This is a genomic window from Myxococcota bacterium (genome assembly GCA_035498015.1).
Lineage (GTDB): Bacteria > Myxococcota_A > UBA9160 > SZUA-336 > SZUA-336 > VGRW01.
The window spans coordinates 1-25009 of sequence record DATKAO010000021.1; the positions used below are offsets into that span (position 1 = coordinate 1).

Annotated in this window: 24 protein-coding genes; 18 read left to right on the top strand and 6 right to left on the bottom strand. The window is 72.2% G+C overall.

Features of this window, described 5'->3' with window-relative positions:
* A partial coding sequence (locus tag VMR86_01690; GenBank protein ID HTO05742.1) for a D-alanyl-D-alanine carboxypeptidase occupies window positions 1-675 on the bottom strand: 675 nt, incomplete at its 3' end.
* Window positions 676-771: 96 nt separating this feature from the next.
* Between VMR86_01690 and VMR86_01695 the strand changes: the two genes are divergently transcribed.
* From VMR86_01695 to VMR86_01705, 3 genes are read left to right on the top strand one after another with little or no spacing between them, the layout of a single operon-like run.
* Complete coding sequence (locus tag VMR86_01695) at window positions 772-1725, top strand: phosphotransferase (protein ID HTO05743.1); 954 nt, start codon at window positions 772-774, stop codon at window positions 1723-1725.
* Window positions 1726-1730: 5 nt separating this feature from the next.
* On the top strand, window positions 1731-2687 hold the full coding sequence (locus VMR86_01700; protein HTO05744.1) for an NDP-sugar synthase: 957 nt from the start codon (window positions 1731-1733) through the stop codon (window positions 2685-2687).
* Complete coding sequence (locus VMR86_01705; GenBank protein ID HTO05745.1) at window positions 2680-3414, top strand: MBL fold metallo-hydrolase; 735 nt, start codon at window positions 2680-2682, stop codon at window positions 3412-3414. The genes VMR86_01700 and VMR86_01705 overlap by 8 nt, the downstream gene beginning before the upstream one ends.
* On the opposite strand, the gene VMR86_01710 is transcribed toward VMR86_01705, so the two are convergent.
* Together VMR86_01710 and VMR86_01715 are read right to left on the bottom strand one after the other, a co-directional pair.
* Entirely contained in the window at window positions 3411-4544 is a 1134-nt protein-coding gene (locus VMR86_01710; GenBank protein HTO05746.1) for an anhydro-N-acetylmuramic acid kinase, read from the bottom strand. The genes VMR86_01705 and VMR86_01710 overlap by 4 nt on opposite strands.
* A gap of 41 nt (window positions 4545-4585) precedes the next feature.
* Window positions 4586-4993, bottom strand: coding sequence for a PilZ domain-containing protein (locus VMR86_01715; GenBank protein ID HTO05747.1), 408 nt, complete (start codon window positions 4991-4993; stop codon window positions 4586-4588).
* A 102-nt stretch (window positions 4994-5095) separates the two neighbouring features.
* Here VMR86_01715 and VMR86_01720 point away from each other — a divergent pair, with 102 nt between their 5' ends.
* From VMR86_01720 to VMR86_01740, 5 genes are read left to right on the top strand one after another with little or no spacing between them, the layout of a single operon-like run.
* Entirely contained in the window at window positions 5096-5383 is a 288-nt protein-coding gene (locus tag VMR86_01720; GenBank protein ID HTO05748.1) for a hypothetical protein, read from the top strand.
* A 7-nt stretch (window positions 5384-5390) separates the two neighbouring features.
* A complete protein-coding gene (locus VMR86_01725; protein ID HTO05749.1) occupies window positions 5391-6641 on the top strand; it encodes a glycosyltransferase family 4 protein in 1251 nt (416 codons plus the stop codon).
* On the top strand, window positions 6619-7335 hold the full coding sequence (locus VMR86_01730) for a methyltransferase domain-containing protein (protein HTO05750.1): 717 nt from the start codon (window positions 6619-6621) through the stop codon (window positions 7333-7335). The genes VMR86_01725 and VMR86_01730 overlap by 23 nt, the downstream gene beginning before the upstream one ends.
* Window positions 7332-8588, top strand: a complete 1257-nt coding sequence (locus VMR86_01735; protein HTO05751.1) for a glycosyltransferase family 4 protein — start codon at window positions 7332-7334, stop codon at window positions 8586-8588. The genes VMR86_01730 and VMR86_01735 overlap by 4 nt, the downstream gene beginning before the upstream one ends.
* Complete coding sequence (locus tag VMR86_01740) at window positions 8585-9370, top strand: class I SAM-dependent methyltransferase (GenBank protein HTO05752.1); 786 nt, start codon at window positions 8585-8587, stop codon at window positions 9368-9370. Before VMR86_01735 ends, VMR86_01740 begins: the two co-directional genes overlap by 4 nt.
* On the opposite strand, the gene VMR86_01745 is transcribed toward VMR86_01740, so the two are convergent.
* The gene (locus VMR86_01745; protein HTO05753.1) at window positions 9367-10743 is read right to left on the bottom strand and encodes a sigma-54 dependent transcriptional regulator; all 1377 of its coding nucleotides are present in this window, start codon (window positions 10741-10743) and stop codon (window positions 9367-9369) included. The two genes, VMR86_01740 and VMR86_01745, sit on opposite strands and share 4 nt — an antisense overlap.
* 96 nt (window positions 10744-10839) lie before the next feature.
* Here VMR86_01745 and VMR86_01750 point away from each other — a divergent pair, with 96 nt between their 5' ends.
* Both VMR86_01750 and VMR86_01755 read left to right on the top strand, forming a co-directional pair.
* On the top strand, window positions 10840-12216 hold the full coding sequence (locus VMR86_01750; protein HTO05754.1) for a sigma-54 dependent transcriptional regulator: 1377 nt from the start codon (window positions 10840-10842) through the stop codon (window positions 12214-12216).
* 171 nt (window positions 12217-12387) lie between these two features.
* Window positions 12388-12663, top strand: coding sequence for a flagellar biosynthesis anti-sigma factor FlgM (locus tag VMR86_01755; protein HTO05755.1), 276 nt, complete (start codon window positions 12388-12390; stop codon window positions 12661-12663).
* Between the two features lie 2 nt (window positions 12664-12665).
* On the opposite strand, the gene VMR86_01760 is transcribed toward VMR86_01755, so the two are convergent.
* The gene (locus tag VMR86_01760) at window positions 12666-13385 is read right to left on the bottom strand and encodes a Stp1/IreP family PP2C-type Ser/Thr phosphatase (protein ID HTO05756.1); all 720 of its coding nucleotides are present in this window, start codon (window positions 13383-13385) and stop codon (window positions 12666-12668) included.
* Between the two features lie 174 nt (window positions 13386-13559).
* Between VMR86_01760 and VMR86_01765 the strand changes: the two genes are divergently transcribed.
* Genes VMR86_01765 through VMR86_01800 form a run of 8 tightly spaced genes read left to right on the top strand, consistent with a single transcriptional unit; the run spans window position 13560 to window position 24184 of the window.
* Window positions 13560-15341, top strand: a complete 1782-nt coding sequence (locus VMR86_01765) for a response regulator (protein HTO05757.1) — start codon at window positions 13560-13562, stop codon at window positions 15339-15341.
* A gap of 42 nt (window positions 15342-15383) precedes the next feature.
* Window positions 15384-16250, top strand: coding sequence for a carboxylating nicotinate-nucleotide diphosphorylase (nadC, locus tag VMR86_01770; protein ID HTO05758.1), 867 nt, complete (start codon window positions 15384-15386; stop codon window positions 16248-16250).
* A complete protein-coding gene (locus tag VMR86_01775) occupies window positions 16226-17035 on the top strand; it encodes a biotin--[acetyl-CoA-carboxylase] ligase (protein HTO05759.1) in 810 nt (269 codons plus the stop codon). The genes nadC and VMR86_01775 overlap by 25 nt, the downstream gene beginning before the upstream one ends.
* 4 nt (window positions 17036-17039) lie before the next feature.
* Window positions 17040-17822: a type III pantothenate kinase gene (locus VMR86_01780; protein HTO05760.1), complete on the top strand. Its 783-nt coding sequence runs from the start codon at window positions 17040-17042 to the stop codon at window positions 17820-17822.
* A gap of 3 nt (window positions 17823-17825) precedes the next feature.
* Window positions 17826-19901, top strand: a complete 2076-nt coding sequence (locus VMR86_01785; protein ID HTO05761.1) for an elongation factor G — start codon at window positions 17826-17828, stop codon at window positions 19899-19901.
* Between the two features lie 39 nt (window positions 19902-19940).
* Entirely contained in the window at window positions 19941-21038 is a 1098-nt protein-coding gene (locus tag VMR86_01790) for a hypothetical protein (protein ID HTO05762.1), read from the top strand.
* Window positions 21039-21887: a GTPase domain-containing protein gene (locus VMR86_01795; GenBank protein ID HTO05763.1), complete on the top strand. Its 849-nt coding sequence runs from the start codon at window positions 21039-21041 to the stop codon at window positions 21885-21887.
* 8 nt (window positions 21888-21895) lie between these two features.
* Entirely contained in the window at window positions 21896-24184 is a 2289-nt protein-coding gene (locus tag VMR86_01800) for a GAF domain-containing protein (protein ID HTO05764.1), read from the top strand.
* A 44-nt stretch (window positions 24185-24228) separates the two neighbouring features.
* On the opposite strand, the gene VMR86_01805 is transcribed toward VMR86_01800, so the two are convergent.
* Window positions 24229-25009: alanine dehydrogenase (locus VMR86_01805; GenBank protein ID HTO05765.1), on the bottom strand; the 781-nt coding region annotated here is incomplete at its 5' end.

Genomic DNA, 25009 nt, shown 5'->3' on the forward strand with positions numbered 1-25009 from the left:
CACGTCGACGTCGAGCACGAGCTGCCCGCCGCCGCTCAGAGTGACTGCGTCGGCGGCGCCGCGAAAGTACGGCAGCGAGGGCGCGAGCCGCAGCTGCACCGGCGCGCCGACCTTCTCGCCCGGCACCACGTCGACCCGGAAGCTCGAGTAGTTCGCGGAGAGCGCCGCCACGGGCGCGTAGTAGGCGCGCGAAGACACGGGCTCCCAGTCCGGGTGGAAACGCAGCGCGTCGAAGCGCGAGGCGTCGACGCCGATCCCGCCCTTGATCTCGCGGATGCCCGCGAGCCGGACCTCTTCCGCGAGCTTCCACAGCGTCTCGGACACGAGGCTCGGGTCGCCCTGCCCCACGATCCACAGCGTGCCGTCGAGCACGCCGTCGGCGAGCTCGCCCTCGACCAGCACGGGCGTCTCGAAGCGGTGCGCGGGACCCCAGCGCTCGAGCGCCGCGGCGGAGATCAGGAGCTTCTGGTTCGACGCGGGCACGAGGTCGGCGTCGGGCAGGTGCGCTGCCAGGCGCTCGCCGGTCGCCAGGTCTTCCACCACCACGCCGACACGGGCGCCGCGCAGCGCCGGCGTGCGCAGAAACGCGTCGAGAGACTGCGACAGGCTCGCCTCGTCCGCCCCGACCGGCCGGGCGAGCAACAGGAGTCCCGCGAGTAGCACGAGCGCGCGCACGCGACACATATCGGCGCGCGACCTTAGAGAACTCGCCTCGCGCTTGCCGCCCCGCGGGGTGGTCGCCATTCTCGGTGCCTTCGGGGGGAGAGTGCCATGGAGCGCGCACGCGCATGGATCGAGGCCGCACGCGGTCGCGCCGTGCAGTCGCTCGCCGCGCTCCCGGGCGGCGCGGGGCAACGCCGTTACTACCGCGCGCGGCTCGCCGACGGCTCGAGCGCGGTGCTCATGCACGCGCTGCCCGAGGACCCGGCCATCCTGCCGCCCGCGCTGCGCGCCGAAGCCGGGAGCATCGCGTTTCTCGAAGTGACCGAGTTCCTCGCGCGCCACGGTGCGCCCGTGCCCGAGATCTATGCGGTGGATCGCGCCGAGCGCTGGGTGCTGCTCGAGGACCTGGGAGACACGCACCTGCTCGACCTCGAGCCCGCGCAGCGCATGCAGCGCCTGCGCGAGGCGATCGACTTACTGGCGCGCGTGCACGCGCTTCCGAAAGACGACGCGCTGCCCTTCCGCCGTGTGTTCGACGCCGAGTGGGTGCGCTTCGAGCTGCGCACGTTCGCCGAGCACGGCCTGGCCGAGCGCTGGCGCGCGCCGCTCGCGCCCGAGCTCGACGCGCTCGCGCGCGCCGTCGCCGCCCTGCCGCGCGTGCTCTCGCTGCGCGACTACCAGAGCCAGAACCTGATGATCGACTCACGCGGCCGCCTGCGGGTGCTCGACTACCAGGACGCGCTGTGCGCCCCGCCCGAGCTCGACCTGTCGGCGCTCGTGCACGATTCGTACGTGGAGCTGGGCTCCGCCGAGCGCGCCGAGCTCGTGACCCGCTACTGGCGGGCGCGCTCCCGGCGCGGCGACCCCGCGGCCTTCGCCCTCCTGGTGGTCCAGCGAAAGTGCAAGGACTACGGGCGCTACCGCGTGCTCGTGGAACGAAAGGGTGATCTCCGGTACCAGCCGTACATCGCGCGCGCGGCGGCCTCGGTGCAGGGCGCGCTGCCCGCGCTCCCGCCGGCGCAGCGGCGGCTCGCGGAGATCCTGCGCGAGGCCGTGGTTTGAAGGCGATGATCCTCGCGGCCGGCCTCGGGACGCGCATGGCGCCGCTCGCGCGCGCCTGCGCGAAGCCGGCGCTGCCCGTGCTCGACGTGCCGGTGATCCTGCGGCTGGCGCGGGTCCTCGCCGGGGCCGGCATCGAGCGCGCGATCGTCAACACCCACGCCCACCCCGAGTCTCTGCGCGCCGCGCTCGCCGAGTCACCCCTGCCGATCGACTGGGTCTCCGAGCCGAGCCCGCGCGGCAGCGGCGGCGGGATACTCGGCGCCCGGAGTCTTCTGGGCGAGCACGAGTCGTTCCTGGTCGTGAATGGCGACATGTGCCTGGAGCTCGACTTCCGAGCGCTGTGCGCGCAGCACCGGAAGAGCGGCGCGCTGGCCACGCTCGCCTTGCGCGCCGACTCTCGCAAGCGAGAATTCGGCTCGATCGGCTACGATCGGCAGGGGCATGTGTCGCGTATCACGGACCGGATCGATCTCGGGAGCGAGAAGGCAAGCGGTCTGTTCATCGGGGTGCAGGTGATGTCGCCAGCCATCTTCGCGCGCATGCCGGCGCGCGAAGCATTCGAGATCATTCCCGACGTGTACCTGCCCGCGCTGCGCGACGGCGCCGCGATCGGCACGTGGCTCCAGGCCGAGTCCGACGCCTGGTGGCCGGTGGGCACGCCGCGCGAGCTGCTCGACGCGAATCTCGCCGCGCTGCGGCACGAAGTCGGGTCCGAGTCGGTCCGCGCGGCGGCGAGCGCCCGCGTGGAGGGGCGAGTCACCGGCCCGGCATGGATCGGCGAGCGCGCGCACGTCGAGGCGGGGGCGCAGGTGGGACCGCAGGCCGTGCTGAGCGCGGGTGCGGTGGTCCGCGCCGGAGCCCGGCTCGAAGCGGCGGTCGCGCTGCCCGGCGCGGAGCTGCGCGCGGGCGAGTCACTCGTGCGCGCCGTGGCGTTCGACGGCGGAGTCTGGCGCGATGCCTGAGGTCGTGTTCGTCGGCACCGGAGACGCGTTCGGCAGCGGCGGCCGCCGCAACAGCGCGATCCTGGTGCGCGACGCGCGGCGCACGCTGCTGCTCGACTGCGGGCCCACGACGCTGGGCGGCCTGAAAGAGATGGGGATCAACCCGCTCGAGATCGACGCCATCGCGCTCTCGCACTTCCACGGCGACCACATCGCGGGCGTCCCGTTCCTCCTGCTCGACTACATCTACGCGAACCCACGCGACCGGCCGCTCGAGATCCTCGGACCGCCGGGCGTGCGCGAGAAGCTCGCGAACCTGACCCGGGCCTATCACTACGACGCCGAGCAGAAGAACCGCTACCCGATCCGCTACGAAGAGTTCACCATCGACAAGCCGATCGACGTGGCCGGCTTCCGGGTCACGCCCATGCCGGCGCTGCACCAGGAGTACACCTGCCCGCACATGCTGCGGGTCGACACGAGCACGCGGTCGCTCGTGTTCTCGGGCGACACGGGCTGGCACGAGTCACTGCCGGAGAAGGTGGGCGACGTCGACCTGTTCATCTGCGAGTGCGTGTTCTACGACGAGGACTTCGCGTTCCACCTGTCGCACCGCCAGCTCTTGCGCGAGCGCGCACGCTTCCGCTGCGGCTCGCTCCGACTCACGCACCTGGGCAACTCGGTGCTCGAGAACGCGGGCCGGCTGGCCTTCGACACCGCGCACGACGGCCTCGTGCTGTCGCTCTAGCCGCGGAAGGCGTCGGGCGGGTTCAGCACGCCCAGACACACGGCCTGCGCCGCGCCCGTGGCCGCGGGCAGGTTCGACGCGATGCCCAGGCTCGCGCAGTGACCCAGCACCGCGAAGGCCATGGCCTCGAGCGCATCGCCGGGAACGCCATGATCGTCGGTGCGGTCGACCGCCGCCGGCGCGACGCGCGCGCGCAGCGCCGCCACCAGCGTGGGATTGCGCGCGCCGCCGCCGCACAGGATCCAGCGCTGCGGCGGCTTGGGGAAGAACTGCTCCGCGGCGCGCGCCACGCTCTCCACCGTGAGTGACAAGAGGCTCGCGAACACGTCGTCGGGGCTGCCGCCGCGCGCCAGCACCGCGTCGCGCGCGTGCGCGAAGAAGGCCTCGCCGAACAGCTCGTGGCCCGTGCTCTTGGGCGGCCGCCGCCCGAAATAGGGCTCGCGCAGCCACTCACCGACCAGCTCCGGCATCACCCGCCCGCGCGCGGCGCGCGCGCCGTCGCGGTCGAGCCGCTCGCTGCCGCCGCTCGCCCAACGCGCTGCGCGGTCGAGCAGCGCGTTGCCCGGTCCGGGGTCGAACGCGATCACGTGCCCGGGGTCGCGGTCGGGCAGGTAGGTCACGTTGGTGAAGCCGCCGATGTTCAGCACCGCGCGCGTCTCGCGCAGGTCGGCGAAGCGGTGGAAGTGGAAGAACGGAGTGAGTGGCGCGCCCTGCCCGCCCGCCGCGATGTCGGCGCGCCGGAAGTCCGAGACCACCGGGCGGCCGGTGCGCGCGTGGATCACCGCGGCCGAGCCGATCTGCAGCGTGCCCCGCACGTCGGGCTCGGGATAGTGACCCACCGTCTGGCCGTGCGACGCGATCCCGCGCACGCGCTCGAGCGGCACTCCGGCCGCGCGCGCAGCCCCGAGCGCCGCGTCGGCGAAGCGCCCGCCCAGGTCGACGTCGAGCTTCACGAGCTCGCGCAGAGTGACCGCCCCGGACACCAGCCCGTGCACGCGCGCGCGCAGCGCGTCGTCGAGCGGCTCGCTGTGCAGCGCCAGGAGCTCCACCTCGCCGGGGCCGCCCACGCGCACCAGTGCCGCATCGATCGCGTCCGCCGAGGTGCCCGACATGAGGCCGATCCAGAGCACGGTTTCCCCCCTCGGTGTTATGCCGCCCGCGCGCGGCCGCTTCAACCGGGAGGCGCGCGGCGATCGGTGCGGATCGGGGGCGTGATCTCGGCCGACGTGCGCACCGCCGGCGCGTTGCACAGCGTCTGCAGGAAGGTCTTGTGCGCGGGCGCGAGGCCGAGGAAGCGCAGGCCCATGCCGGGCGACGGCGCGCGCTTCCCGCCGTAGCGGCGCACCCAGCGCACCTCGGCGTCGGTCGCGATCGACTCGCCGCCGACCACGGACATGTGCATCACCAGCCGCAGCCGCGTGCCCGGCTCGCGCAGCGCGAGCGACTGGATGAACACGCCCGTCTCGGACAGGTTCGCGCCGTAGCCCAGGAAGTGACTCGGCCGCCCCTGCCCGCGCGCGCACTCGATGCGCAGCGGCGGCTTGAGCTGTCGGCGCTTGGCGGGCGGAGCGGAGGCCATCGAACAGCTGATCGGCCGGGCGTTCGAAGTGCTTGACCGCGCTGTCACGTCCTCGTGCCGGCTGTCACATCGCGGGGCGCACTTTGGTAAGCTGCGCCGACCATGAGCAACCCGGCGGACGAGCGCTCGCGCATTCTCGGTGGGCTCGTCTGTCTGGGCGCGATCGCGGCGGCGGCGCTGTTCGTGGGCGGCGTGCTCTCGGGCAGCTATTGGGCGCTCGCGATCCCGGTCTCGGCCGCCGTGCTGTTCGTGCTCGGGCTCGTGACCTGGATCGGCTGGACGATCGCCACCGTGCAGGTCGAGGCCGAGGGCGAGCCGCTCTCGGGCACGGGCGGCGCGGGCGGGGCCACCCAGGAAGCTCCCAAAGAGAACCCGCGGGGCGTGCGCTAAGCGGCGTATGCGGATCGCCCTTCTCACGTATCGCGGAAACATGTTCTGCGGCGGCCAGGGCGTGTACGCGGCCGCGCTGGCCCAGGGGCTGCACGCGCTGGGGCACGAGGTGCACGTGATCTCGGGCCCGCCGCTGCCGGAGCTCGCGCCGGGCATTCCGCTGCACGTGATTCCCAACGAGATGTTCTTCGCGCTGCCCATGGCGCAGGCGCTGCCCAAGGCCGCGCCGTTCCGCGCGCTCTGGCCCGGCAACCTGTGGGAGCTCGGGCTGACACGTTTCGGTGTATTCCCGGAGATGACCGCGTTCGGCCTGCGGCTGCTGGTGCGCTGGGGCGAGCTGCAGCGCAAGCACCGCTTCGACGTGGTGCTCGACAACCAGTCACTCTCCTGGGGGCTGCTCGCGCTGCAGGCGCTGGGTACGCCGGTCGCGGCGATGGTCCACCACCCGCTGCACATCGACCGGCTCGCCGACTTCGAGATCGATCCGCGCTTCCGCCGCAAGTGGAAGCGCACGCTGTATTTCCCGCTGTTCATGCAGGAGTTCGTGGTGCCGCGGCTGGCGCGCGTGCTCACGGTGTCGAACGCGTCGGCGCGCGAGATCGAGCGCTACTTCCGCGTGCCCGGGAAGGACGTGTCGGTGGTCTACAACGGCACCGACTTCGAGACCTTCCGCCCGCTGGACCGGCCCAAGGAGACCGACCTGATCTTCGTGGGCCGCACCGAGGACCGGAAGAAGGGCCTGCCCTTTCTGCTCGACGCGCTGGCGCGCACGCCCGAGCACGTGACTCTGAAGATCGTCGACGGGCGCATCCCGCGCGACGGGCTGGTGCGCGTGAAGCTGCGCGAGCTCGGGCTGGAGAAGCGAGTCACCCTGGTCGAGCGGCTGCTCACCGTGGCGGAGCTGGTCGAGCAGTACTCCACGGCGCGCATCGCCGTCGTGCCGTCGTTCTTCGAGGGCTTCGGCTTCCCGGCCTCGGAGGCCATGGCCTGCGGGCTGCCCGTGATCGCCACTTCGGGCGGCGCGCTGCCCGAGGTGGTCGGCACCAGCGGAGACACCGGGCGCATCGTGCCGTTCCGCGACATCGACGCCCTGGCGTCGGCCATCAGCGAGCTGTGTCACCTGCCGCACGAGCGCGTGGCCGAGATGGGCCGCGCGGCGCGCCGGCGCGTCGAGCGCGTGTTCTCGTGGCGCGAGGCCGCGGCGCGCACGGCCGACGTGCTGGCCGAGGTCGTCCGTGCTCACCGTCGACCTCGATAGGCTCGGTCTCGAGCCCGGTGACTGGCTGCTCGACGCCGGCTGCGGCGCGGGCCGCCATTGCTTCGGCGCGCTCGACCGCGGCGTGAACGTGGTCGGGCTCGACCTCGACGTTCCCTCTCTTCTGATCGCGCGCGCCGGCATCCACGAGCGCCGCGGCCGCGCGACCGAGAAGCTGCACGGCGGCGTGCTGCGCGGCGACGTGTTCCGCCTGCCCTTCCCCGACGGCGCCTTCGATCGCGTGATCTGCTCCGAGGTCATGGAGCACGTGCACGACTACGGCGCGGCCGCGCGCGAGCTGGCGCGCGTGCTGCGGCCCGGGGGCACGGTCGGAGTCACGATTCCCACCGCGATCACCGAGTGGCTCTATCTCGGCGCCACGCGCCGTTACTTCGAGAGCCCGGGCGGTCACATCCGTGTGTTCCGCCCGCGCGACCTGGCCGGGGCGCTGTCGCGCGCGGGCCTGCGGGTCGACGGGGTCGGCTTCGCACACGCCTTCCACTCCCCCTATTGGGGCGTGCGGGCGCTGGTCGGGCTCGACGACGAGCGCGCGGGCCCCACGCGCGCCTTCCGCGCGTTCCTGGTGCGCGCCGCGTTCTCGCGCACCTGGTCGCGCATCGAGCGCCTGTTCGACTGGGTGTGGCCCAAGAGTCTCGTGCTCTATGGCACACGCGTGGCGACCGGGGCCCTGCCATGAGGATCGCGTTCCTCTGCTACCGCGGGAACATGAAGAGCGGCGGCCAGGGCGTGTATCTCGCGGCGCTGACGCGCGAGCTCGCGGCGCTGGGCTGCCAGATCGACGTGTTCGTCGGGCCACCCTACCCGGACCCGCTGCCCTGGGCGCGAGTCACGCGGCTCCCGAACCAGATGTTCTGGGGCAAGCGCTTCGACAAGCGCCCCGGCGCGTTCCTGGACCGCGCGCGCCCATGGTCGATCTTCCGCCCGCTCGACTTCTTCGAGTTCGCGGTGACTCGCTTCGGCTTCCTGCCCGAGCCCTTCGCCTTCAGCGTGCGCGCCGCGAGCGCGCTGGCGCGCGAGCTGCGCGCGGGCGCGCGCTACGACCTGGTGCACGACGTGCAGTCGGTGAGCTACGGCCTGCTCTACCTGCAGGCTCTGGGGCTGCCGGTCGTGACCACGATCCACCACCCGCTGTCGATCGACCTGCGCTCGAGCCTTGCACGCGACCGGACCTTCGCCGAGCGGAAGGGCTCACTCACCTTCTATCCCGTGCGCTCCCAGGCGCGCACCGCGCGCCGGCTCGCCGCGGTGCTGACCTCCAGCGAAGCCTCCAAGCGCGCGATCGCCGCCGACTTCGGCGTGCGCCCGAAGCGCATCCACGACGTGCGCAACGGCGTGGAGCTGGCCGCGCCCGGCGCGCGCCGGCCGCGGCCCGAGCGCCACGAGCTCTTGTTCGTGGGGCGTTGCGGCGACCCGAACAAGGGCCTCGAGTTCCTGCTGCACGCGCTCGCGCTCCTGCCGCACGACGTGGGCCTTCGCGTGCTCGATGACTTCCCGCGCGACACGCCGCTCGCGCGCACGCTGCGCGAGCTGGGGCTCGAGTCGCGCGTGCGCTTCTCGGGCAAAGTGAGTGCCGCGGAGCTCGACGCGGCCTACCGGACGGCGAGCGCGGTGGTGCTGCCCTCGCTGTTCGAGGGCTTCGGCCTGCCGGCGATCGAGGCACTGGCCGCGGGCACGCCGGTCGTCGCCAGCTCCGCGGGCGCCCTGCCCGAGCTGATCGCCGACGCGGGTGCGGGCCGCCTGGTCCCGCCACGCGATCCGCCGGGCCTGGCCAAGGCGATCGCCGAGACACTCGAGCGCTGGGACGCCGCGCACGCCGAGGCGCTCGCCGCGCGCCCGCGGCTCGAGGCCATCTTCGGCTGGCGGCCCACGGCCGAGCGCACCTTGCGCGCCTACCAGCAGGTGCTCCATGACTGGCGAGGCGCGCCGTGAGGGCCGTGGATCTCGACCGCGACATGACGCACGTGATTCCGACCGGAACCACGCGCGACTCCGAGTTCCTGTTCCGCCGCATGGAGGCGCTGACCCTGGCCGCGACCGGCCTGCGCCCCGGCGGCCGCGTGCTCGACTCGGCTGCGGGCCTGGGCCAGGACAGCCGTGCGCTCGCGCGCACCGGCGCCTCGGCGGTGTGCGCCGAGCCCTCGCACCGCATGCTCGAGCTCGCGAAGCTCGTCGCCGCGAAGGAGCCGCCCACGGCGCCGGGCCGAGTCGCCTGGGCGCGGGCCTGGTCGGAATCGCTGCCCTTCCGCTCGGGCGCCTTCGACGCCGCCTTCTGCAAGGGCGCGCTCGACCACTTCGACGACCCCGAGCGCTGCATCGCCGAGCTCGCGCGCGTCACCCGAGCCGACGGCCGGGTCGTGCTCGCGGTGGCGAACTTCGAGTCACTCGGCTGTCGGCTGCAGCGCAGCGCGGAGCGCCTGCGCAGGCGCGCGGCGAAGCCAGGCCGACGCACCTATCACGTGCCCTCGGATCACTTCACGCGCTACGACTCCGCGCTGCTCCGCAGTCAGGTCGGACGCTTCGTCAAGATCGAGAGCATCTCGGGCACGTCGCTCTTCTGGGGCGTGCGCCGCTGGGCGCGCCTGCTCGCGCGGCTGCCCGAGTCGTGGGCGAACCTCCTGCTGCGCGCCGCCGACGCGGTCGCCGCGCGCTTCCCGGGTCTCGCCGACGTGATCGTGATCGCCGGCCGCCCGAGGCGACCGGACTCCGTCTAGGCGCTGCCGCCGCGCCGTTCGAGCTTGCGGTAGAACGTGCTGCGGCCGATGCCGAGCAGCCGCGCCGCGGCGCGCACGTCGCCCTCGCAGCGCCGCAGCGCCTCTTCGAGACACGCGCGCTCGTACGACTCGAGTGACAGGGCAATGTCGTCGGGCTTGCTCGCGCGCGGCGCGTCGAAGCTCGAGAGCCGCAGGTCCGCGGCCGTGATGCGCGGGCCCTGGGCGAGCGCGACCGCGGCCTCGATCACGTTCTCGAGCTCGCGCACGTTGCCTTCCCAGCGGTGCGAGATCAGCCGCTCGAGCGCCTCGGGCTCGAGCCCGACCACGCGCGTGCCCCGTGCCGCGCGCTCCACGAAGTGACTCGCGAGCACCGGCACGTCCTCGGGCCGCTCGCGCAGCGGCGGGAGCACCAGTGACACCACGCGCAGCCGGTAGAAGAGGTCGGCGCGGAAGCGCGCGGCCCGCACCTCGGCCGCGAGGTCGCGGTTGGTCGCGGCGACCAGCCGCACGTCGACCGCCTGCGCCTCCGTCGCGCCCAGCGGCCGCACCTCGCGCTCCTGGATCGCGCGCAAGAGCTTGGATTGCAGCGCCAGCGGCAGCTCGCCCACCTCGTCGAGGAACAGCGTGCCGCCGTGCGCCGCGCGGAACAGGCCCTCCGAGTCGCGCACGGCGCCGGTGAAGGCGCCCCGCAGGTAGCCGAACAGCTCGCCCTCGATCATGCCCTCGGGCAGCGCCCCGCAGTCGACCGGCACGAACGGGCCCTGGCTGCGCGGCGAGGTCTCGTGGATGGCGCGTGCCAGCAGCTCCTTGCCGGTGCCGCTCTCGGCCTCGATCAGCACGTTGCTCTCGTTCGAGGCCAGGTCGCGCACGGTCTGCAGCACGCGCCGCATCGAGGCCGAGTGCGCGACCACGCGCTCGAGCGCGGAGCGGCGGCCGAGCTCGCCCTCGAGCTCGCGGTTGCGCACGCGCAGGTGCCGCCGCTCGAGCGCGCGCTCGAGTGTCTGCAGCACGCGCCGCGGGTCCGCGAACGGCTTCTCGAGATAGTCGAAGGCGCCCGCGCGCATGCACGCGACCGCGGAGTCGATGCTGGCGTAGCCGGTCATCACGATGATCTCGGTGTCCGGCCGGCGCTCGCGCAGCTCGCCTAAGAGCTCGAGTCCGGAAGTGATTCCGAGCCGCAGGTCGAGCAGCACCACCTCGGGCTCGTGCGCGAGCTGCGCGCGCACCAGCGCCACGTCGCCCGCCTCGAGCACGGCGTAGCCGCCGCGCTCGAGCTGCCGGCGCAGGCCGCGGACGATCGCGGGCTCGTCGTCTGCCACGAGCACGCGCGGGACGGAGCTGGCGCGCGTGTCGCTCGGCGAGTGGGGGGGCATCCGCGACGAGATCGGACCGCGCGCGCGCACGCTTGAGTGACGCGCAGCCCTCGCCTACACTGAGACGCACCAGGGGTGGGGATGAATCGCGGGTCCGTGAATCGCGGCTCTGTGCTGGTCGTGGACGACGACGCGCTGTTCCGTGCGGCGCTCGTGCGGTATCTCGAAGGCGAGAGTTACGCGGTGGTCGCGGAAGGCGATCCGGCCGCGGCGCTCGAACGAGTCGAGCAGCGCAGCTTCGACCTGGTGCTGACTGACCTGAAGATGCCCGGCATGGACGGCATCTCGTTCGTGCGCCGCGTGCGCGCGCTCGCGCCCGACGCGGTGTGCATCGTGGTCACGGGCTTCGGCACGCCCGAGCACTCGATCGAGGCGCTGGCTGCCGGCGCGTTCTGGTTCATCGAGAAGAGCTACGAGCGCATCGCCTGCCTGGGGCCGCTGGTCGAGAAGGCGCTGGAGTTCCGGCGCCTGCACGGCGCCAACCGCCAGCTGCAGCGCCAGCTCGAGACGCGCTACGGCTTCGAGAACATCGTCGGCGAGAGCGAGGCCCTGCGGGCGATCATCGACGTGGTGCGCAAGGTGGCCGACTCCGAGGTCACCACGCTCGTGCTGGGCGAGAGCGGCGTGGGCAAGGAGCTGGTCGCGCGCGCCATCCACTACAACAGCCCGCGCGCGTCCGGACCGCTGATCAACGTGAACTGCGGCGCGATCCCGGGCGAGTTACTCGAGGCCGAGCTGTTCGGGCACGAGAAGGGCGCGTTCACGGGCGCGGTGCGCGATCGCAAGGGCCGCTTCGGCGAGGCGGCGGGCGGCACGATCTTCCTGGATGAGATCGGCGACATGAGCCCCAACCTCCAGACCAAGCTCCTGCGCGTGGTGCAGCAGCGCGAGTACGAGCCGGTCGGCTCCTCGCGCACGATCCGCGCCGACGTGCGCATCGTCGCGGCCACGAATCAGGACCTGCCCCAGCTGATCCGCGAACGGCGCTTCCGCGAGGACCTGTACTTCCGGCTCAGCGTCGTGCCGATCGAGATGCCTTCGCTGCGCGCGCGCCGCGAGGACATCCCGCTGCTCGTGCGCCACTTCTTCGAGATCGAGCGCCGCACCTATCCGGAGCTGCGCGGCGTATCCGACTCCGCGCTGAAACGCCTGGTCGAATACGACTGGCCGGGCAACGTGCGCGAGCTCGAGAACCTGATCTCGCGCCTCGCGGTGCTGAAGCGCACCGGCTGGATCGACGAGAGTGACTTGCCCGCGCACGTGACCAGCCGTGGCATCGCCCGTCCGGTGGTGTCACTGCCCGCCAGCGGCGTCGACTTCGAGGCGCTCGTGACCGCCTACGAGCGCGAGCTGATCCAGCAGGCGCTCGACGCGACCGGCTGGAACAAGAGCAAGGCCGCCCTGCTGCTCGGCCTCAAGCGCACGACCCTGGTCGAGAAGATCCGCGCGCTGGGGCTCACGAACGCCGTCTGAGTCGGGCTCGCTCAGGGCGGCCCTCGCTCGCTGTGATCCTCGACCCGCGACTCGCGCGCAACTTCACTGCCAACTCGCGTCAGGCTGGCGCGCCCGGCGCGCTGGACTCAAGAAGGCGCGCCCGGCACCGATGCAGGAAGGGGGCCCACCCGGGCCCATGAGGGAGCGGCGATGGCCGGCGGCAAGGGCAAGCGCGAACGCGATCGCGAGCAGGAGCTCGCGGACATGACCGAAGCGTACTCCGTCGAGTATCTGGCGGACGTGGCGGGCGGTGACGCGCGCCAGGAGCGCCTGGCAGAGCTCAAGCGTCGCATTGCACTCGGCGCCTACAAGCCCGATCCCGATGCGATTGCCGAGGGCATGCTCTCGCGCGTGAACCTGAGCGCCAAGAGCGATTCCGAAGACGACGACGAGGACGCGGACCCCGACTGCGGCTGCGAGGAATAGGCCTAGCGGATCCCGACCAGCACCACGGTGGCGTTGTCTTCGCCGCCCCGCGCGTTGGCCAGGTCGACGAGCTCGCGGCTGGCCCGCGCCAGGTCGCCCTGGCATTCGAGCAGGCAGTCGCGGATCTCGTCGTCCGTGAGCTGGGCAGAGATCCCGTCCGAGCACAGCACGAACACATCGCCGAGGTGCGGGCGCAGCGAGGCGACGTCGGGATCGACCGATTCGAGCACGCCCACGGCGCGCGTGATCACGTGACGGCTCGGGTGGATGCGCGCCTGCTCGGTGGTGAGCTCCCCGCGCGCCACGCGCTCGCCCACCAGAGAATGATCGAGCGTCAGCGCGTGCAGCGCGCCCGTGCGGAACAGGTAGAGCCGGCTGTCGCCGGCGTGCGCCAATAGCGCCTCATCGCCCCGCAGCCAGAGCGCCGCCAGCGTAGTCCCCATGCCGCGCAGCTGCGGGTCTCGATCGGCGTGCTTGCGGATCTCGTCGTTCGCGCGCGCGAACGCGGCGCGCAGCACGGCCACCGGGGCGTCGTCCTGCTCGGCGGCGACCGTCTCCATGAACATGCCGACGCCCAGCTCGGAGGCCCGGCGCCCCGCGACGTGTCCGCCGAGTCCGTCCGCGACCACGAACAGCCCGCGCTTTTCGTCGGTGGCGTAGCAGTCCTCGTTCGCCTGGCGCTTCCGCCCCGCATCGGTGCGGCTGGCGACGATCCACTCCATGCCCAAGCCCCGCCCCCCGTGAAGAACTCACGACGAAGATCGGGCGCGCTCGGTGCCGGCTTGATTTGGTATGGTTTCGCGCGGGGTGACTCGGCTCAATCGACCTCGGTTGCGTTCCGATAGAGCGGCAGGTGCGGCCGCTAGCGGCGGCAGGCGCGCGGAGGTTTTGCGCTGATGCCGAAGACCCTGCTTCTCGCTGACGACAGCGTGACGATCCAGAAGGTCGTCGGCATCACGTTCGCGAACGAGGACGTGGAGCTGGTCACCGTGGACAATGGCGACGATGCGCTCACGCGCGCGCGCCAGGTGAAGCCCGACCTCGTGCTGGCCGACATCGGCATGCCGGGGCTGAACGGCTACGAGCTGTGCGCGGCGATCCGCCGCGACCCGAACCTGGCGCAAGTGCCCGTGCTCTTGCTCACCGGCACGTTCGAGACCTACGACGAGAACCGCGCGCGCGAGGTCGGCGCCAGCGGTCACATCGCCAAGCCGTTCGAGGCGCAGGCGCTGGTCGACCGCGTGTTCCAGCTGCTCGCGCAGGCCAAGACCGCGTCCGCCGCGCAGCCCAAGCCCGTCGCGGCGCCGCCCAGGCCGGCCGCCGCTCCCGCCCAGTCACCCGCGCAGTCACTCCCGCCGCGCCCGGCGGCGCCGCCTGCCGCGCCGCGCGCGCGGCCCGAGCTGCCGCCGGTGCCGCACGCGCCTCCCGCCGCGCCGAAGCCCGCGCCCGCTCCGGCGGCGCAAAGGCCCGCGCCCGCGGCTCCGGCCGCAGCGCCCGTGCGCCCGAACGTGCCGCCGCCCAAGCGCGAATCGACGCCCTTCGAGTTCGAGCTGCCGGACCCGCCGATGAAGCCGGCGCCGTCCATGCCGCCGGCGCAGCCGAAGGCCGCGCCCCCGACGCCGCCGCCCATGCCGCGGCCGGCGCCTGCCATGGACCAGGAGCCGATCTGGGAAGCCGAGCCCGAGGCCGACGTGCTGTCCGACGAGCCTTCGGTCCAGGCGAGTCACATCGAGCCGATCGAGCCCGAGCCCGCCCCGATGGCTCCGCCTGCCCCGCCCCAGGACGCCACGCGCCTGTTCGCGCCCGACCTGCTGGGGCGTGCGACTCACTTGCCCGACGTGCCCGAGCCCCCGCGCGGGCCCGCGCGCAAGGGTGACTTCTCGTTCGACGACCTCGACTTCGAGGAGCCGACCAACCCGCAGTCGCACCAGTCACAGATCTTCGGTGAGGCCTCCGACGCCTCGCACGAGTTCGAGCCCGAGTTCGCGCAGCCGGTGCCGGAGCCGCCGGTCGAAGTCGAGGCGCTCGCAGATCCGCTCTACAGCCAGACCATGTTCCTCGACCCGGCCGCGCGCGGGGGCGCCTCCGCGACGCTGCCGCCACTGCCCGACCTGCTCCCGACCCCGCAGCCGCGCCCCGCGCCGAGCTTCGAGGCGGAGTCGCAGGAAGAGCTCGATCTGGCAGAAGCCGACACCGCGCTCGACGACGAGCCGGAGACCCCGGTTCCGTACGCCGACCCGCAGCCGTTCTCGGCCGATACCGCGGCCGCGCTCGAGATGCCGAGCTTCGCGCGCATGGTGCCGGACAAGCCCGCGCGGCCGTCGGCCGAGGCCGCGACCCGGCTCGTGCTGCCCGACGAGCCCGAGACACCGGTGCCCACGCGACTCACTCCGCCCGCGCCGACGCGTCCCGCGCCGCCCGCCGCCGAGGCAGACACGCTGCCGCCGACGCCCCGCCGCGCGCCGCCCGCCCTGCGCGGCAGCGCGGTGGTCGACTCCACGGTGCTCTCGCAGAGCGTCGAGAAGGTGGCCTGGGAAGCCTTCGGCGCGCTGTCCGAGCAGGTGGTCGGCGAGGTGCTGAAGCGCGTGGAAGCCGTCGTGTGGGAAGTCGTGCCGCAGCTCTGCGAACGGCTGATCCGCGAGGAGATCGCGCGCCTCAAGGCCGAGATGTCGGAGTAAGCCCGCGAGGCTATCCTCTGCGTGATGCCGCCCGATGCTCGCATGGGCACCCTACCCATGCTCACTCTCCCGCCCCGCGCGACCTGGCTGCCGCTGGTCGAGGCCGCGCTGGCCGAGGACCTCGGGCCGGGCGATGCGACGTCACTCGCCCTGCTCTCGCCCGATGACACCGGCGCCGCGGTGCTCGAGGCGCGCGCCGAGCTCGTGGTCTGCGGGCTCGAGGTCGCGCGCGAGGTGTTCGAGCGGCGCGCGGTCGCGGTCGAAGCGGTGGCGCGCGACGGCGATGCCGCGGGCCCGGGCGCGCCGCTCTTGCGGGTCGCGGGGCCGAGCATCGGCATCCTCGAGGCCGAGCGCACGGCGCTGAACTTCGTGCAGCGGCTCTCGGGCGTGGCGACTCACACCCGACGCTTCTGTCTGGCCGTGCGGGGCACGCACGCCGAGATCGTCGACACGCGCAAGACCACGCCCGGCTGGCGCACGCTCGAGAAGTACGCGGTGCGCTGCGGCGGCGGGCGCAACCACCGCACGGCGCTCTACGACGGCATCCTGATCAAGGACAACCACATCGCCGCCGTGGGCTCGGTCGGGCGCGCCGTGGCGCGCGCGCGCGAGCGCGGCTCGCGCCACCTGCGCGTGCGCTGCGAGGTCGAGTCACTCGCCCAGGCGCGCGAGGCGCTCGACGCCGGCGCCGACGCGCTCCTGGTCGACAACCAGCCCAACGACGTGATCTGCGCGATCGTCGCCGTCGCCAAGGGCCGCGCGCTGGTCGAGGCCAGCGGCGGAGTCACTCTCGAGACCGTGGCCGCGATCGCGCGCACCGGCGTGGACGAGATCTCGGTCGGCGCGCTCACGCACTCCGCGCCCGCGGCCGACGTCGCGCTGGAATGGACCGCTCGCTCTTCGAGCTGACGCCCGGCACGCGCTGGCTCGGCCAGCGGCTCGACGTGTTCGCCGAGCTCGACTCGACCAACCTGCACGCCGAGAAGCTCGGCCACCAGGGCGCGCCCGACGGCACGGTGGTGCTGGCCGACGCGCAGACCGCGGGCCGCGGCCGGCTGGGGCGCAGCTTCTTCTCGCCCGGCGGGCGCAGCCTGTATCTCTCGGTGCTGCTGCGGCCCGAGATGCCGCTCGAGCACGTGCACCGGCACGTGTTCGCGGCCGCGGTCGCGGTCGCCGAGTGCGCGCGCGCCGCCCTGCCCGGCACCTGTCGCGTCGAGATCAAGTGGCCCAACGACGTGCTGATCGACGGCCGCAAGACCAGCGGCATCAACTTGCCGGTACATGTGGACGCCGGCCGCGTGGTGTTCGCCGTGCTGGGCGTGGGCGTGAACGTGAACCTGACTCGCGAGGAGCTGCCCGAGGAGCTGCGCGAGATCGCCACGAGTCTCTCGATCGCGGGCGGAAAGCCCGTCGATCGCGTCGGGTTCGGCGAGGAGCTGCTCGCGCAGCTCGAGCGCGAGATCGACCTCCTGCGCCAGGGTGGCTTCGGCGTGGTCTTGGACCGCTTCCGCAAATCGTTCAGAATGCCAGGAGCGAAGGTACGCATCGGCGGACCGGGGGTCGCCCGAGAGGTGATCGGAACGGTGCTGGGTGTGGACGAAGAGGGAGCGTTGCTAGTCCGGCCGCCCGACGGCGCGCCGGTCGAGCGCGTGCTCGCCGGCGACGTGACGATCCTCAAGGATCGGGAGAATTAGCCGGGTGCTCTTGGCGATCGACATCGGCAACACGCACGTCGTGCTCGGCGTGTTCGCCGGCGAGAAGCTCCTGCACCACTGGCGCATCGGCACTCACCGCCAGGACACCTCGGACGAGTGCGCGGCCACGCTGCGCTCGCTGTTCGAGCTGGCGGGCATCGAGCGCGGCCGCCTGCACGACGGGATCATCTCGTGCGTCGTGCCGCCGCTCCTGCCGATCTTCGAGCGCACCTGCGAGAAGCTGATCGGCCGGCCGTCGCTGGTGGTGGGCCCGGGCATCCGCACGGGCATGCCGATCCGCGTCGAGAACCCGCGCGAGGTCGGCGCCGACCGGATCGTGAACTCGGTGGCGACGCTCGCGCTGGTGGGCGCGCCCTCGATCTCGATCGACTTCGGCACCGCCACGAGCTTCGACTGTGTCTCGCGCGACGGTGAGTTCGTGGGCGGGGCGATCTACCCGGGCGTGTTCGTCTCGCTCGAGGCGCTGGTGAACCGCGCCTCGAAGCTCTCGTCGGTCGAGATCGTGCGGCCGCCCAACGTGATCGGCCGCAACACGGCCCAGAACCTCCAGTCAGGCATGGTGTTCGGCTACGCCGGGATGGTCGACACCATGGTGCGTCGCATCCGCAAAGAACTCGGCGAGGACGCCCGGGTGATCGCCACCGGCGGCCTCGCAGGACTGATCGCGAGCGAGACCGAGACGATCGAACGTGTGGAGCCCTTCCTGACCTTGGAAGGGCTCCGCCTCATTTACGAGCGAAATCGAGAACCGCCCAAGGAGGAGTGAGTCATGAGCGACGCCCGCCGGAGCATCAACTTTGCGCTGATTGGACACGGCGGAGACGGAAAGACGACCTTGGCGGACTCCCTGTTGTTATCTGCAGGAGTCACGAGTCGGCTGGGGCGCGTCGACGACGGCACCTCGTTCATGAACTGGCTGCCCGAGGAGAAGGTCCGGCGGGCGAGCATCTCCACCTCGGTCTGCTCCTTCGCGCACGGCGACGCGGAGTTCACGATCCTCGACGTCCCGGGCGACGCGAACTTCGGCGGCGAGCTGCGCGGCGCGCTGGCGGCGGTCGACAACGCGGTGATCGTGCTGTCGGGACAGGACGGCCTGCGCATCGGCGGCGAACGCGCCTACCGCTACGCGCGCGAGCACGGGCTCGGGCTCGCGGCCGTGGCCAACAAGCTCGACCAGGAGCGCGCGGACTACGACGCGGTCGCGCGCCAGCTCGAGCAGGAGCTCGCCGTGCGCGTGGTGAAGCTCCACCTGCCGCTGGGCAAGGGCGACCAGTTCCAGGGCTACGTGAACCTGCTCACCGGCCGCGCGCACAAGCGCAACGGCGACGGCATGGTGTCCGAGATCGACCCGCCGGCCGACCAGGCCGAGGCGATCGCCGCCGCGCGTCTGGCCATGATCGAGGCCGTGGCCGAGGCCGACGACTCACTGCTCGAGAAGTATCTCGGCGGCGAGGAGCTCTCCGAAGCCGAGATCTTCGCCACCCTGCGCAAGGGCGTGCGCGACGACACGCTGCTGCCGCTCCTGTGCGCGGCCAGCGCGCGCAACATCGGCGGTGAGGCGCTCCTGATCGCGGCCGAGCGCATCTTCCCCTCCGCCAGCGACGCCGCGCCCCGCAAGGCCAGGCACGGCGACGCCGAGGTCGAGCTGTCGGCCGACCCCGCCGCGCACGTCTCGGCGCTGGTGTGGAAGTCGGTCGCCGACCGCTACGCCGGCATGCTGTCGGTGCTGCGCGTGTTCTCGGGCACGCTGCGCAAGGACATGACGGTGCGCAACGCGCGCACCGGCGCGCACGAGCGAGTCGGCAAGCTGCTGCGCATCCACGGCGAGCAGACCGAAGAGGTCAGCGCCGTGTATCCCGGCCAGATCGCGGCGATCCCCAAGCTCAAGGACACCCACACGGGCGACACGCTGTGCGACGACAAACACGCGCTCGAGATCCCGATGGAGCCGCCGCCGCACGGCGTGATCTCGTTCGCGGTCGAGGCCGAGAACAAGGGCGAGGAGGACAAGGTCTTCGACGCGCTGCACCGCATCGTCGAAGAGGACCGAAGCCTCACGCTCAAGCGCGACGAGCGCACCAACGAGTTCCTGCTGACCGGCCTGGGCCAGCTGCACATCGAGGTGTCACTCGCCAAGATCGCGCGCGTGTTTCACGTGAAGGTGAAGCTCAAGCCGCCGCGCGTGCCCTATCTCGAGACGATCAAAGGCCGCGCGGAGAACGTGGAGGGCAAGCTCAAGAAGCAATCGGGCGGCCGGGGCCAGTTCGGCGTCTGCTATCTCACGATCGAGCCCGGCGAGCGCGGCTCGGGCGTGGTGTTCCTGGACGAGATCGTGGGCGGCTCGATCCCGCGCCAGTTCATCCCGGCGGTCGAGAAAGGCGTGCGCGAGACCTGCGACCGCGGAGTCATCGCCGGCTACCACCTGACCGACATCCGGGTCGCGGTGATCGACGGCAAGTACCACACCGTCGACAGCTCGGAGATGGCGTTCAAGACCGCGGGCAGCCTCGCGCTGCGCGCGGCCGTGGCCGCGGCGAAGCCGGTGCTGCTCGAGCCGATCATGACGCTCAGCGTGACGGTGCCGGACCAGCACGTCGGCGATGTCATGGGCAACTTGAACAGCCGGCGCGGCCGCGTGGCGGGCGTCGAGGCGCGCGGTCACTCCGAGGTCATCAAGGCGCACGTTCCGATGGCCGAAGTGCTGTCGTACGCATCCGATCTCACGAGCATGACCGGTGGCCAAGGCAGCTTCGACATGGAGTTTTCGCACTACGAGGAAGCGCCGGCCGCCGTGCAGGAGCGGATCGTCGCCGAGGCCGCCAAGCACCGACACGCCGAGGAGTAGCGCCCGCACGCGCCACGCTCTCGGCCCCGTGGAGAGGGCGTGAACGCTGATCCGAACGAGGTCCTTGCGAGTCTGGGGCCCGCGCGCCGCTTCGCGGACCCGGCGGGCCCAGTCGAGTCACGCAAGATGGCCGCGTCGGGCGCGCTGCCACTGCCGCCGCCGCAGCTGGTCTCGGTGCTGCACGCCCTCACGCTCGACCCCGATGCCGAGGTCGCTGCGCGCGCCACCGCGTCGCTGAAAGCCCTGCCCGACCGCGTCGCCGACGCCGCGCTCACCGCCAAGCTGCACCCCGCGGCGCTCGCCTGCTGCGCCGAGCTCTACCGGGAGAACGGCCCGCGGATCGAGAAGATCGCGCTCAACGCCGCCACCTCCGACGAGACTTGCTGCAGCCTCGCCCGCCTGTCGCTCCCGCGCGTGGTCGAGATCCTGGCCCAGAACCAGGTGCGCATCCTGCGCTGCGAGTCACTGGTCGAGGCGCTGGGCGAGAACCCGCTGACGGGCATGGCCACGATCGACCGCATCCTGCACTTCCTGGGCGTGGAACGCGGGGAGCACGAGGAGGCCGAGCCGCCGACCACCAAGCCGGAAGAGGTCCCGGTCCCGCCGCCGCCCGACCCCGACCCCGCTGCCCCGCCGCCGGTCGACCTCAGCGACGCGAGTGACCTGGACGCCGAGCTCATCGACGAGAGCGAGAAGGAGCTCGACGACGACGAGAAGGACGAGCGCAGCCGCAACATCATGGCGCGCGTCGGCAAGATGTCGATCATGGAGAAGATGAAGCTGGCGCGCCTGGGCAACACCGACGCGCGCTCACTGCTCGTGCGCGACCGGAACAAGCTCGTCGCCGCGGCCGCGATCCGGAATCCGAAGATCTCCGACAGCGAGGTCGAGACCTTCGCTCGTTCCCGCCAGCTCTCGGACGAAGTCATCCGCATCATCTCCAACAACCGCCAGTGGACGCGGAACTACCCGGTGAAGCTCGGGCTGGTCATGAACCCCAAGTGTCCGCCGGGCACGGCCATCAAGTTCCTAAACTTCCTCACCGATCGAGACTTGGGCGCGATCATGCGCAGCCGCGACGTGCCGGGGCCGATCTCCACTCAGGCGCGCCGCATCCTCGCCCGCAAGGGAAAGTAGATGGGAACGGCCGATCGCGAAGCGCACGAGATCCACGGCAAAGTGGTCTACTTCGGGCCCACCGGCGCCGGGAAGAGCGCGAACCTGCAGTTCATCCAGCGCAAGCTCAAGCGCGAGCACCGCGGCGAGCTGAAGCGACAGACCGCGCGCGACGGGACGTCGACCTACGACGTGCTGCCCGTGTCACTCGGCGCGGTGCGCGGCTACAAGACCTCGATCCAGATCACGACCGTGCCGGGCGCGACCTCGGCCGCGGCGATCCGCCGCGAGCTGCTGAAGGACGTGGACGGGATCGTGTTCGTGGCGGACCTCCGGCCCGAGAGACACGATGCGACGCTCGCGTCGGCGGCCGAGCTCCGCCAGCATCTGACCGCCCAAGGGCGCAAGATCGAAGACGTGCCGCTGGTCCTGCAGTACAACCGGCGCGACCAGGTCGACGAGAACGCCGTCGAGCGGCTGCACCGCAAGCTGGGCTTGAAGGGCGCGTGCTTCGAGGCCGTGGCGAGTGACGGCACGGGCGTGCTGCAGACGCTGACCACGCTGTCGAAGCTGGTGCTGGCCGAGCTGCGCAAGGCGCTCGACGAAGTGTCCCAGACCCGCAACACGCCTGCGAAGGCGCGGGTGATCGAGTCGGTCGATCCGCTCGAGCCGCCCACGGGCACCGGTGCGCTCACGGCGCGCGTCGCCCCGGGCCGGCGCGCCGCGGCGCCCGAGAAGGGCTTCTCGATCGAGAGCGCCGGACCCGTCGAGGGCGGCGGCTCGGAGATCGTGATCCCCGTGCGCCTCGTCGACGAGGCGAGCGGCCGCCGCGTGGAGATCGCGGTCCGCGTCGCGATCGACTCAGTCTAGGAGTCGCCGTGCGCAAGCGGCTGGCCATCGTCGGCTACTCGGACGAGGGGCTCGGACTGATTCCGCTGCTCGAGGCCAACCCCGACGTCGAGCTGTGCGCGGTGTTGACCGACGACGCCGACGCCGCGCGCCGCGGGCTGGTCAGGGTCGACCCGAAGTACGCCGTGCGCTCCTACTCACTCGTGTCGACCGATGCGCAGACCGTGCTGCGCACGCCGGGCCTGGTGGCGTTGATCGACGCGGACGCGCCGCCGGCGCTCCGGCCCGTGCTCTCCGAGGCGCCCGACCGCGGCATCCAAGTCACGACGCCGCTGATCGCGAAGCTGCTCTACGCCTTCGGCCCGGTCGACGCCGCGCGCAAGCCGGACCTGTTGCAGGCGCTGGGCGAGATCCTCGAGTCGTACAACCTCACGGTCGACCGGCGCGGTCTCTTGAACCGCATCCTGCAGATCGCCGTGGGCTCGACCGGCGCCGACCGCGGCTCGGTCATGCTGTGGGACCCCGCGGCAGGCGCGCTGCGCGTCGAGGTCGCGCTCGGCATCGAGAAGGAAGTGATTCCCAAGATCCGCATCCGCCCCGGCGAGGGCATCGCCGGGCGCGCGTTCGCCGAGAAGCGCCCGATCCTGCTCTCCGGCAAGGCCGACCAGCGCCGCTACGAGATCGCGCGCGAGCGCAGCGACGTGGAGTCCGCGATCTCGGCGCCGCTGATTCACGGCGACCGCGCGCTGGGCGTGCTGAATCTCTCGCACAGCCTGCGCCGCGGCGCGTTCTCGGACGAAGACCTCGAGTTCGTGACTCGTCTGGCCGCGATCGACGCCAAGATCATCACGCGCGCAGAGGAATACCACCGGCTCTTGCGCGACTCGGAGCGGCTGCGCGCGCAGGGCCTGGTGCGCGACGTCATGGCGCAGGCCGAGCCGCTGCACCGCCGGCTGTCCGAAGTCTGCCGCGCCGTGGCGGCCGATCTGGCCGGCGGCGTCGCGCACGTGTTCCTGATCGACGCCGAGCTCGGGTCACTCGTCCTGCGCGGCTCGTCGACCGCGATCGACCCGCTGGCCGCCCCCTTCCGCATCCAGCCGACCGACGGGCTGCACGGCTGGGTCGCGCGCCAGAAGGAGCCGATCGTGTTGTCGCAGAACGTGGCGGGCGGCTGCGCGTGCTTCGCGGTGCTGCCGCTGGTGGCCAAGGGCGAGACCCTCGGGCTCTTGTCGTTCGAGGGCATGCTGCCGGGCGGCTCGCCCGAGCTCCTGAACGAGCGCATCTCGGCGGTGGCCGACGCGCTGGCGAGCGAGCTCGCCGACACGCTGCGCACGCTGCACATGGAGCGCGAGGCGACCAAGACCGCGGCCATCACCGAGCTCGCGGCCCGGCTCGGCTCGGCGGGTGACTCGGCGCAGCTCCACCGCTCGGTGACTTCCTCGGCGGCGATGATCTTCGAGGCCGAGCACGCGGTGCTGCGCCTGCAGGACCCCGCGACCGGCCGCTTCCAGATCCGCTCGTATTTCGGCTCGGCCGACGCCGAGGCGCAGGCGCGCCTGCTCGAGCTCGAGAAGACGCTGTCGATCCGCGCGCTCTCCCAGCAGAAGCCGGTGCGCGTGATCGACCTGACCAAGGACCCCGAGCTGGGTCAGGGCGCGGACGTGGTCTCCGCGCTGTCCTGGCCGTTGCGCCGCGACGGGCGGATCGTGGGCTCGCTGTCACTCCTGGGCAAGGTGAGCCGCGACGCGCTCACCAGTGAGTCGTTCTCGGCACAGGACCAGGCGCTGCTCGGGCGCTACGCCGAGCACGTGCAGCAGGCGCTCGAGCAGGTCGGCGAGCGCGAGCGCATGCGCCACCAGCGCCGCTTCGACGAGCTCACGGGCCTGCCCAACGCCACGCACGTGGGCGAGCGCATCGAGGAGGAGATCGCGCGCTCGAGCCGCGCCGGCCGGGGGCTCGCGGTGGTGCGCTTCCGGGTCGATGGCCTGGCAGAGCTGCTGGCGGCGCCAGAGCCCGGGGAGGGCGAGCGCGTCGCGCTGTCGCTCGCGCAGGAGCTGCGCGCCGGCCTGCGCGAGTTCGACGTGATCGGCCGAACGGCGCCGGACACGTTCCTGATCCTGGTGCCCGAGCCCGAGGGCGACGTGGCCGCGCTGCTCGGGCCGCTCGCACGCCGCGCGCGCGACGCGATCCGTCGCGAGCCGAACCCGGCGCTGGCCGAGTCGCTGCGCCTCGAGTTCGGCTACGCGACCTTCCCGGTCGACGGCCAGACGCTGCGCGCGCTGCTCGAGGCCGCGCGCCGCACGCGTATCACGGACTGACTACGTTCGCCTGCGCGCTCCAGACCTGTGATCGCATGGGCACCCTACCCATGCTCCGGCGCGCTCTGCCAGGGTGCGATCGCCACCGGCACGCCCAACGCGTCGGCCACGCCCTTCTGGGTCACGTGACCGCGGTAGCAGTTCACGCCGCGCGCCAGCGCGGGGTTGGCCATCAGCGCTCCGACCGTGCCGCGCCGGCACAGCTCCATCAGGTAGGGGAACGTGGCGTTGTTGAGCGCCAAGGTCGACGTGCGCGGCACCGCGCCGGGCATGTTCGTGACTCCGTAGTGGATCACGCCGTCGACCACGTACGTCGGGTTCGAGTGACTCGTGGGCCGGATGGTCTCCACGCAGCCGCCCTGGTCGACCGCGACGTCGACGATCACCGAGCCGTGCTTCATCTGCGACACCAGGTCGCGCGTGACCAGGATCGGGGCGCGCGCGCCGGCGATCAGCACCGCGCCGATCACGATGTCGGCCTCGAGCACCGACTGCTCGAGATTCACGACGTTCGAGTACAAGGTCGAGATGCCGCCGTGGTAGATGTCGTACAGGTGCGAGAGCCGCCGCTGGTCGATGTCGAGCACCGACACCTCCGCGCCCAGACCCACGGCCATGCGCACCGCGGCGGTGCCGACGATGCCGGCGCCGATCACCGCGACGCGCCCGCGGGGCACGCCGGGTACGCCGCCGAGCAGCACGCCGCGGCCGCCTTGATCGCCCTGCAGATAGTGCGCGCCGAGCTGCACCGCGAGCCGCCCCGCGACCTCGCTCATGGGCACGAGCAGCGGGAGTGACCCGTCTTCCAGCTGCACGGTCTCGAAG

What these genes read in the sequence shown, in the direction of transcription:
- VMR86_01695 (HTO05743.1), top strand. Translation starts at nt 772, where the DNA reads ATGGAGCGCGCACGCGCATGGATCGAGGCCGCACGCGGTCGCGCCGTG.
- VMR86_01700 (HTO05744.1), top strand. Translation starts at nt 1,731, where the DNA reads ATGATCCTCGCGGCCGGCCTCGGGACGCGCATGGCGCCGCTCGCGCGC.
- VMR86_01705 (HTO05745.1), top strand. Translation starts at nt 2,680, where the DNA reads ATGCCTGAGGTCGTGTTCGTCGGCACCGGAGACGCGTTCGGCAGCGGC.
- VMR86_01715 (HTO05747.1), bottom strand. Translation starts at nt 4,993, where the DNA reads ATGGCCTCCGCTCCGCCCGCCAAGCGCCGACAGCTCAAGCCGCCGCTG.
- VMR86_01720 (HTO05748.1), top strand. Translation starts at nt 5,096, where the DNA reads ATGAGCAACCCGGCGGACGAGCGCTCGCGCATTCTCGGTGGGCTCGTC.
- VMR86_01725 (HTO05749.1), top strand. Translation starts at nt 5,391, where the DNA reads ATGCGGATCGCCCTTCTCACGTATCGCGGAAACATGTTCTGCGGCGGC.
- VMR86_01735 (HTO05751.1), top strand. Translation starts at nt 7,332, where the DNA reads ATGAGGATCGCGTTCCTCTGCTACCGCGGGAACATGAAGAGCGGCGGC.
- VMR86_01745 (HTO05753.1), bottom strand. Translation starts at nt 10,743, where the DNA reads ATGCCCCCCCACTCGCCGAGCGACACGCGCGCCAGCTCCGTCCCGCGC.
- VMR86_01755 (HTO05755.1), top strand. Translation starts at nt 12,388, where the DNA reads ATGGCCGGCGGCAAGGGCAAGCGCGAACGCGATCGCGAGCAGGAGCTC.
- VMR86_01760 (HTO05756.1), bottom strand. Translation starts at nt 13,385, where the DNA reads ATGGAGTGGATCGTCGCCAGCCGCACCGATGCGGGGCGGAAGCGCCAG.
- VMR86_01765 (HTO05757.1), top strand. Translation starts at nt 13,560, where the DNA reads ATGCCGAAGACCCTGCTTCTCGCTGACGACAGCGTGACGATCCAGAAG.
- nadC (HTO05758.1), top strand. Translation starts at nt 15,384, where the DNA reads ATGGGCACCCTACCCATGCTCACTCTCCCGCCCCGCGCGACCTGGCTG.
- VMR86_01775 (HTO05759.1), top strand. Translation starts at nt 16,226, where the DNA reads ATGGACCGCTCGCTCTTCGAGCTGACGCCCGGCACGCGCTGGCTCGGC.
- VMR86_01785 (HTO05761.1), top strand. Translation starts at nt 17,826, where the DNA reads ATGAGCGACGCCCGCCGGAGCATCAACTTTGCGCTGATTGGACACGGC.
- VMR86_01795 (HTO05763.1), top strand. Translation starts at nt 21,039, where the DNA reads ATGGGAACGGCCGATCGCGAAGCGCACGAGATCCACGGCAAAGTGGTC.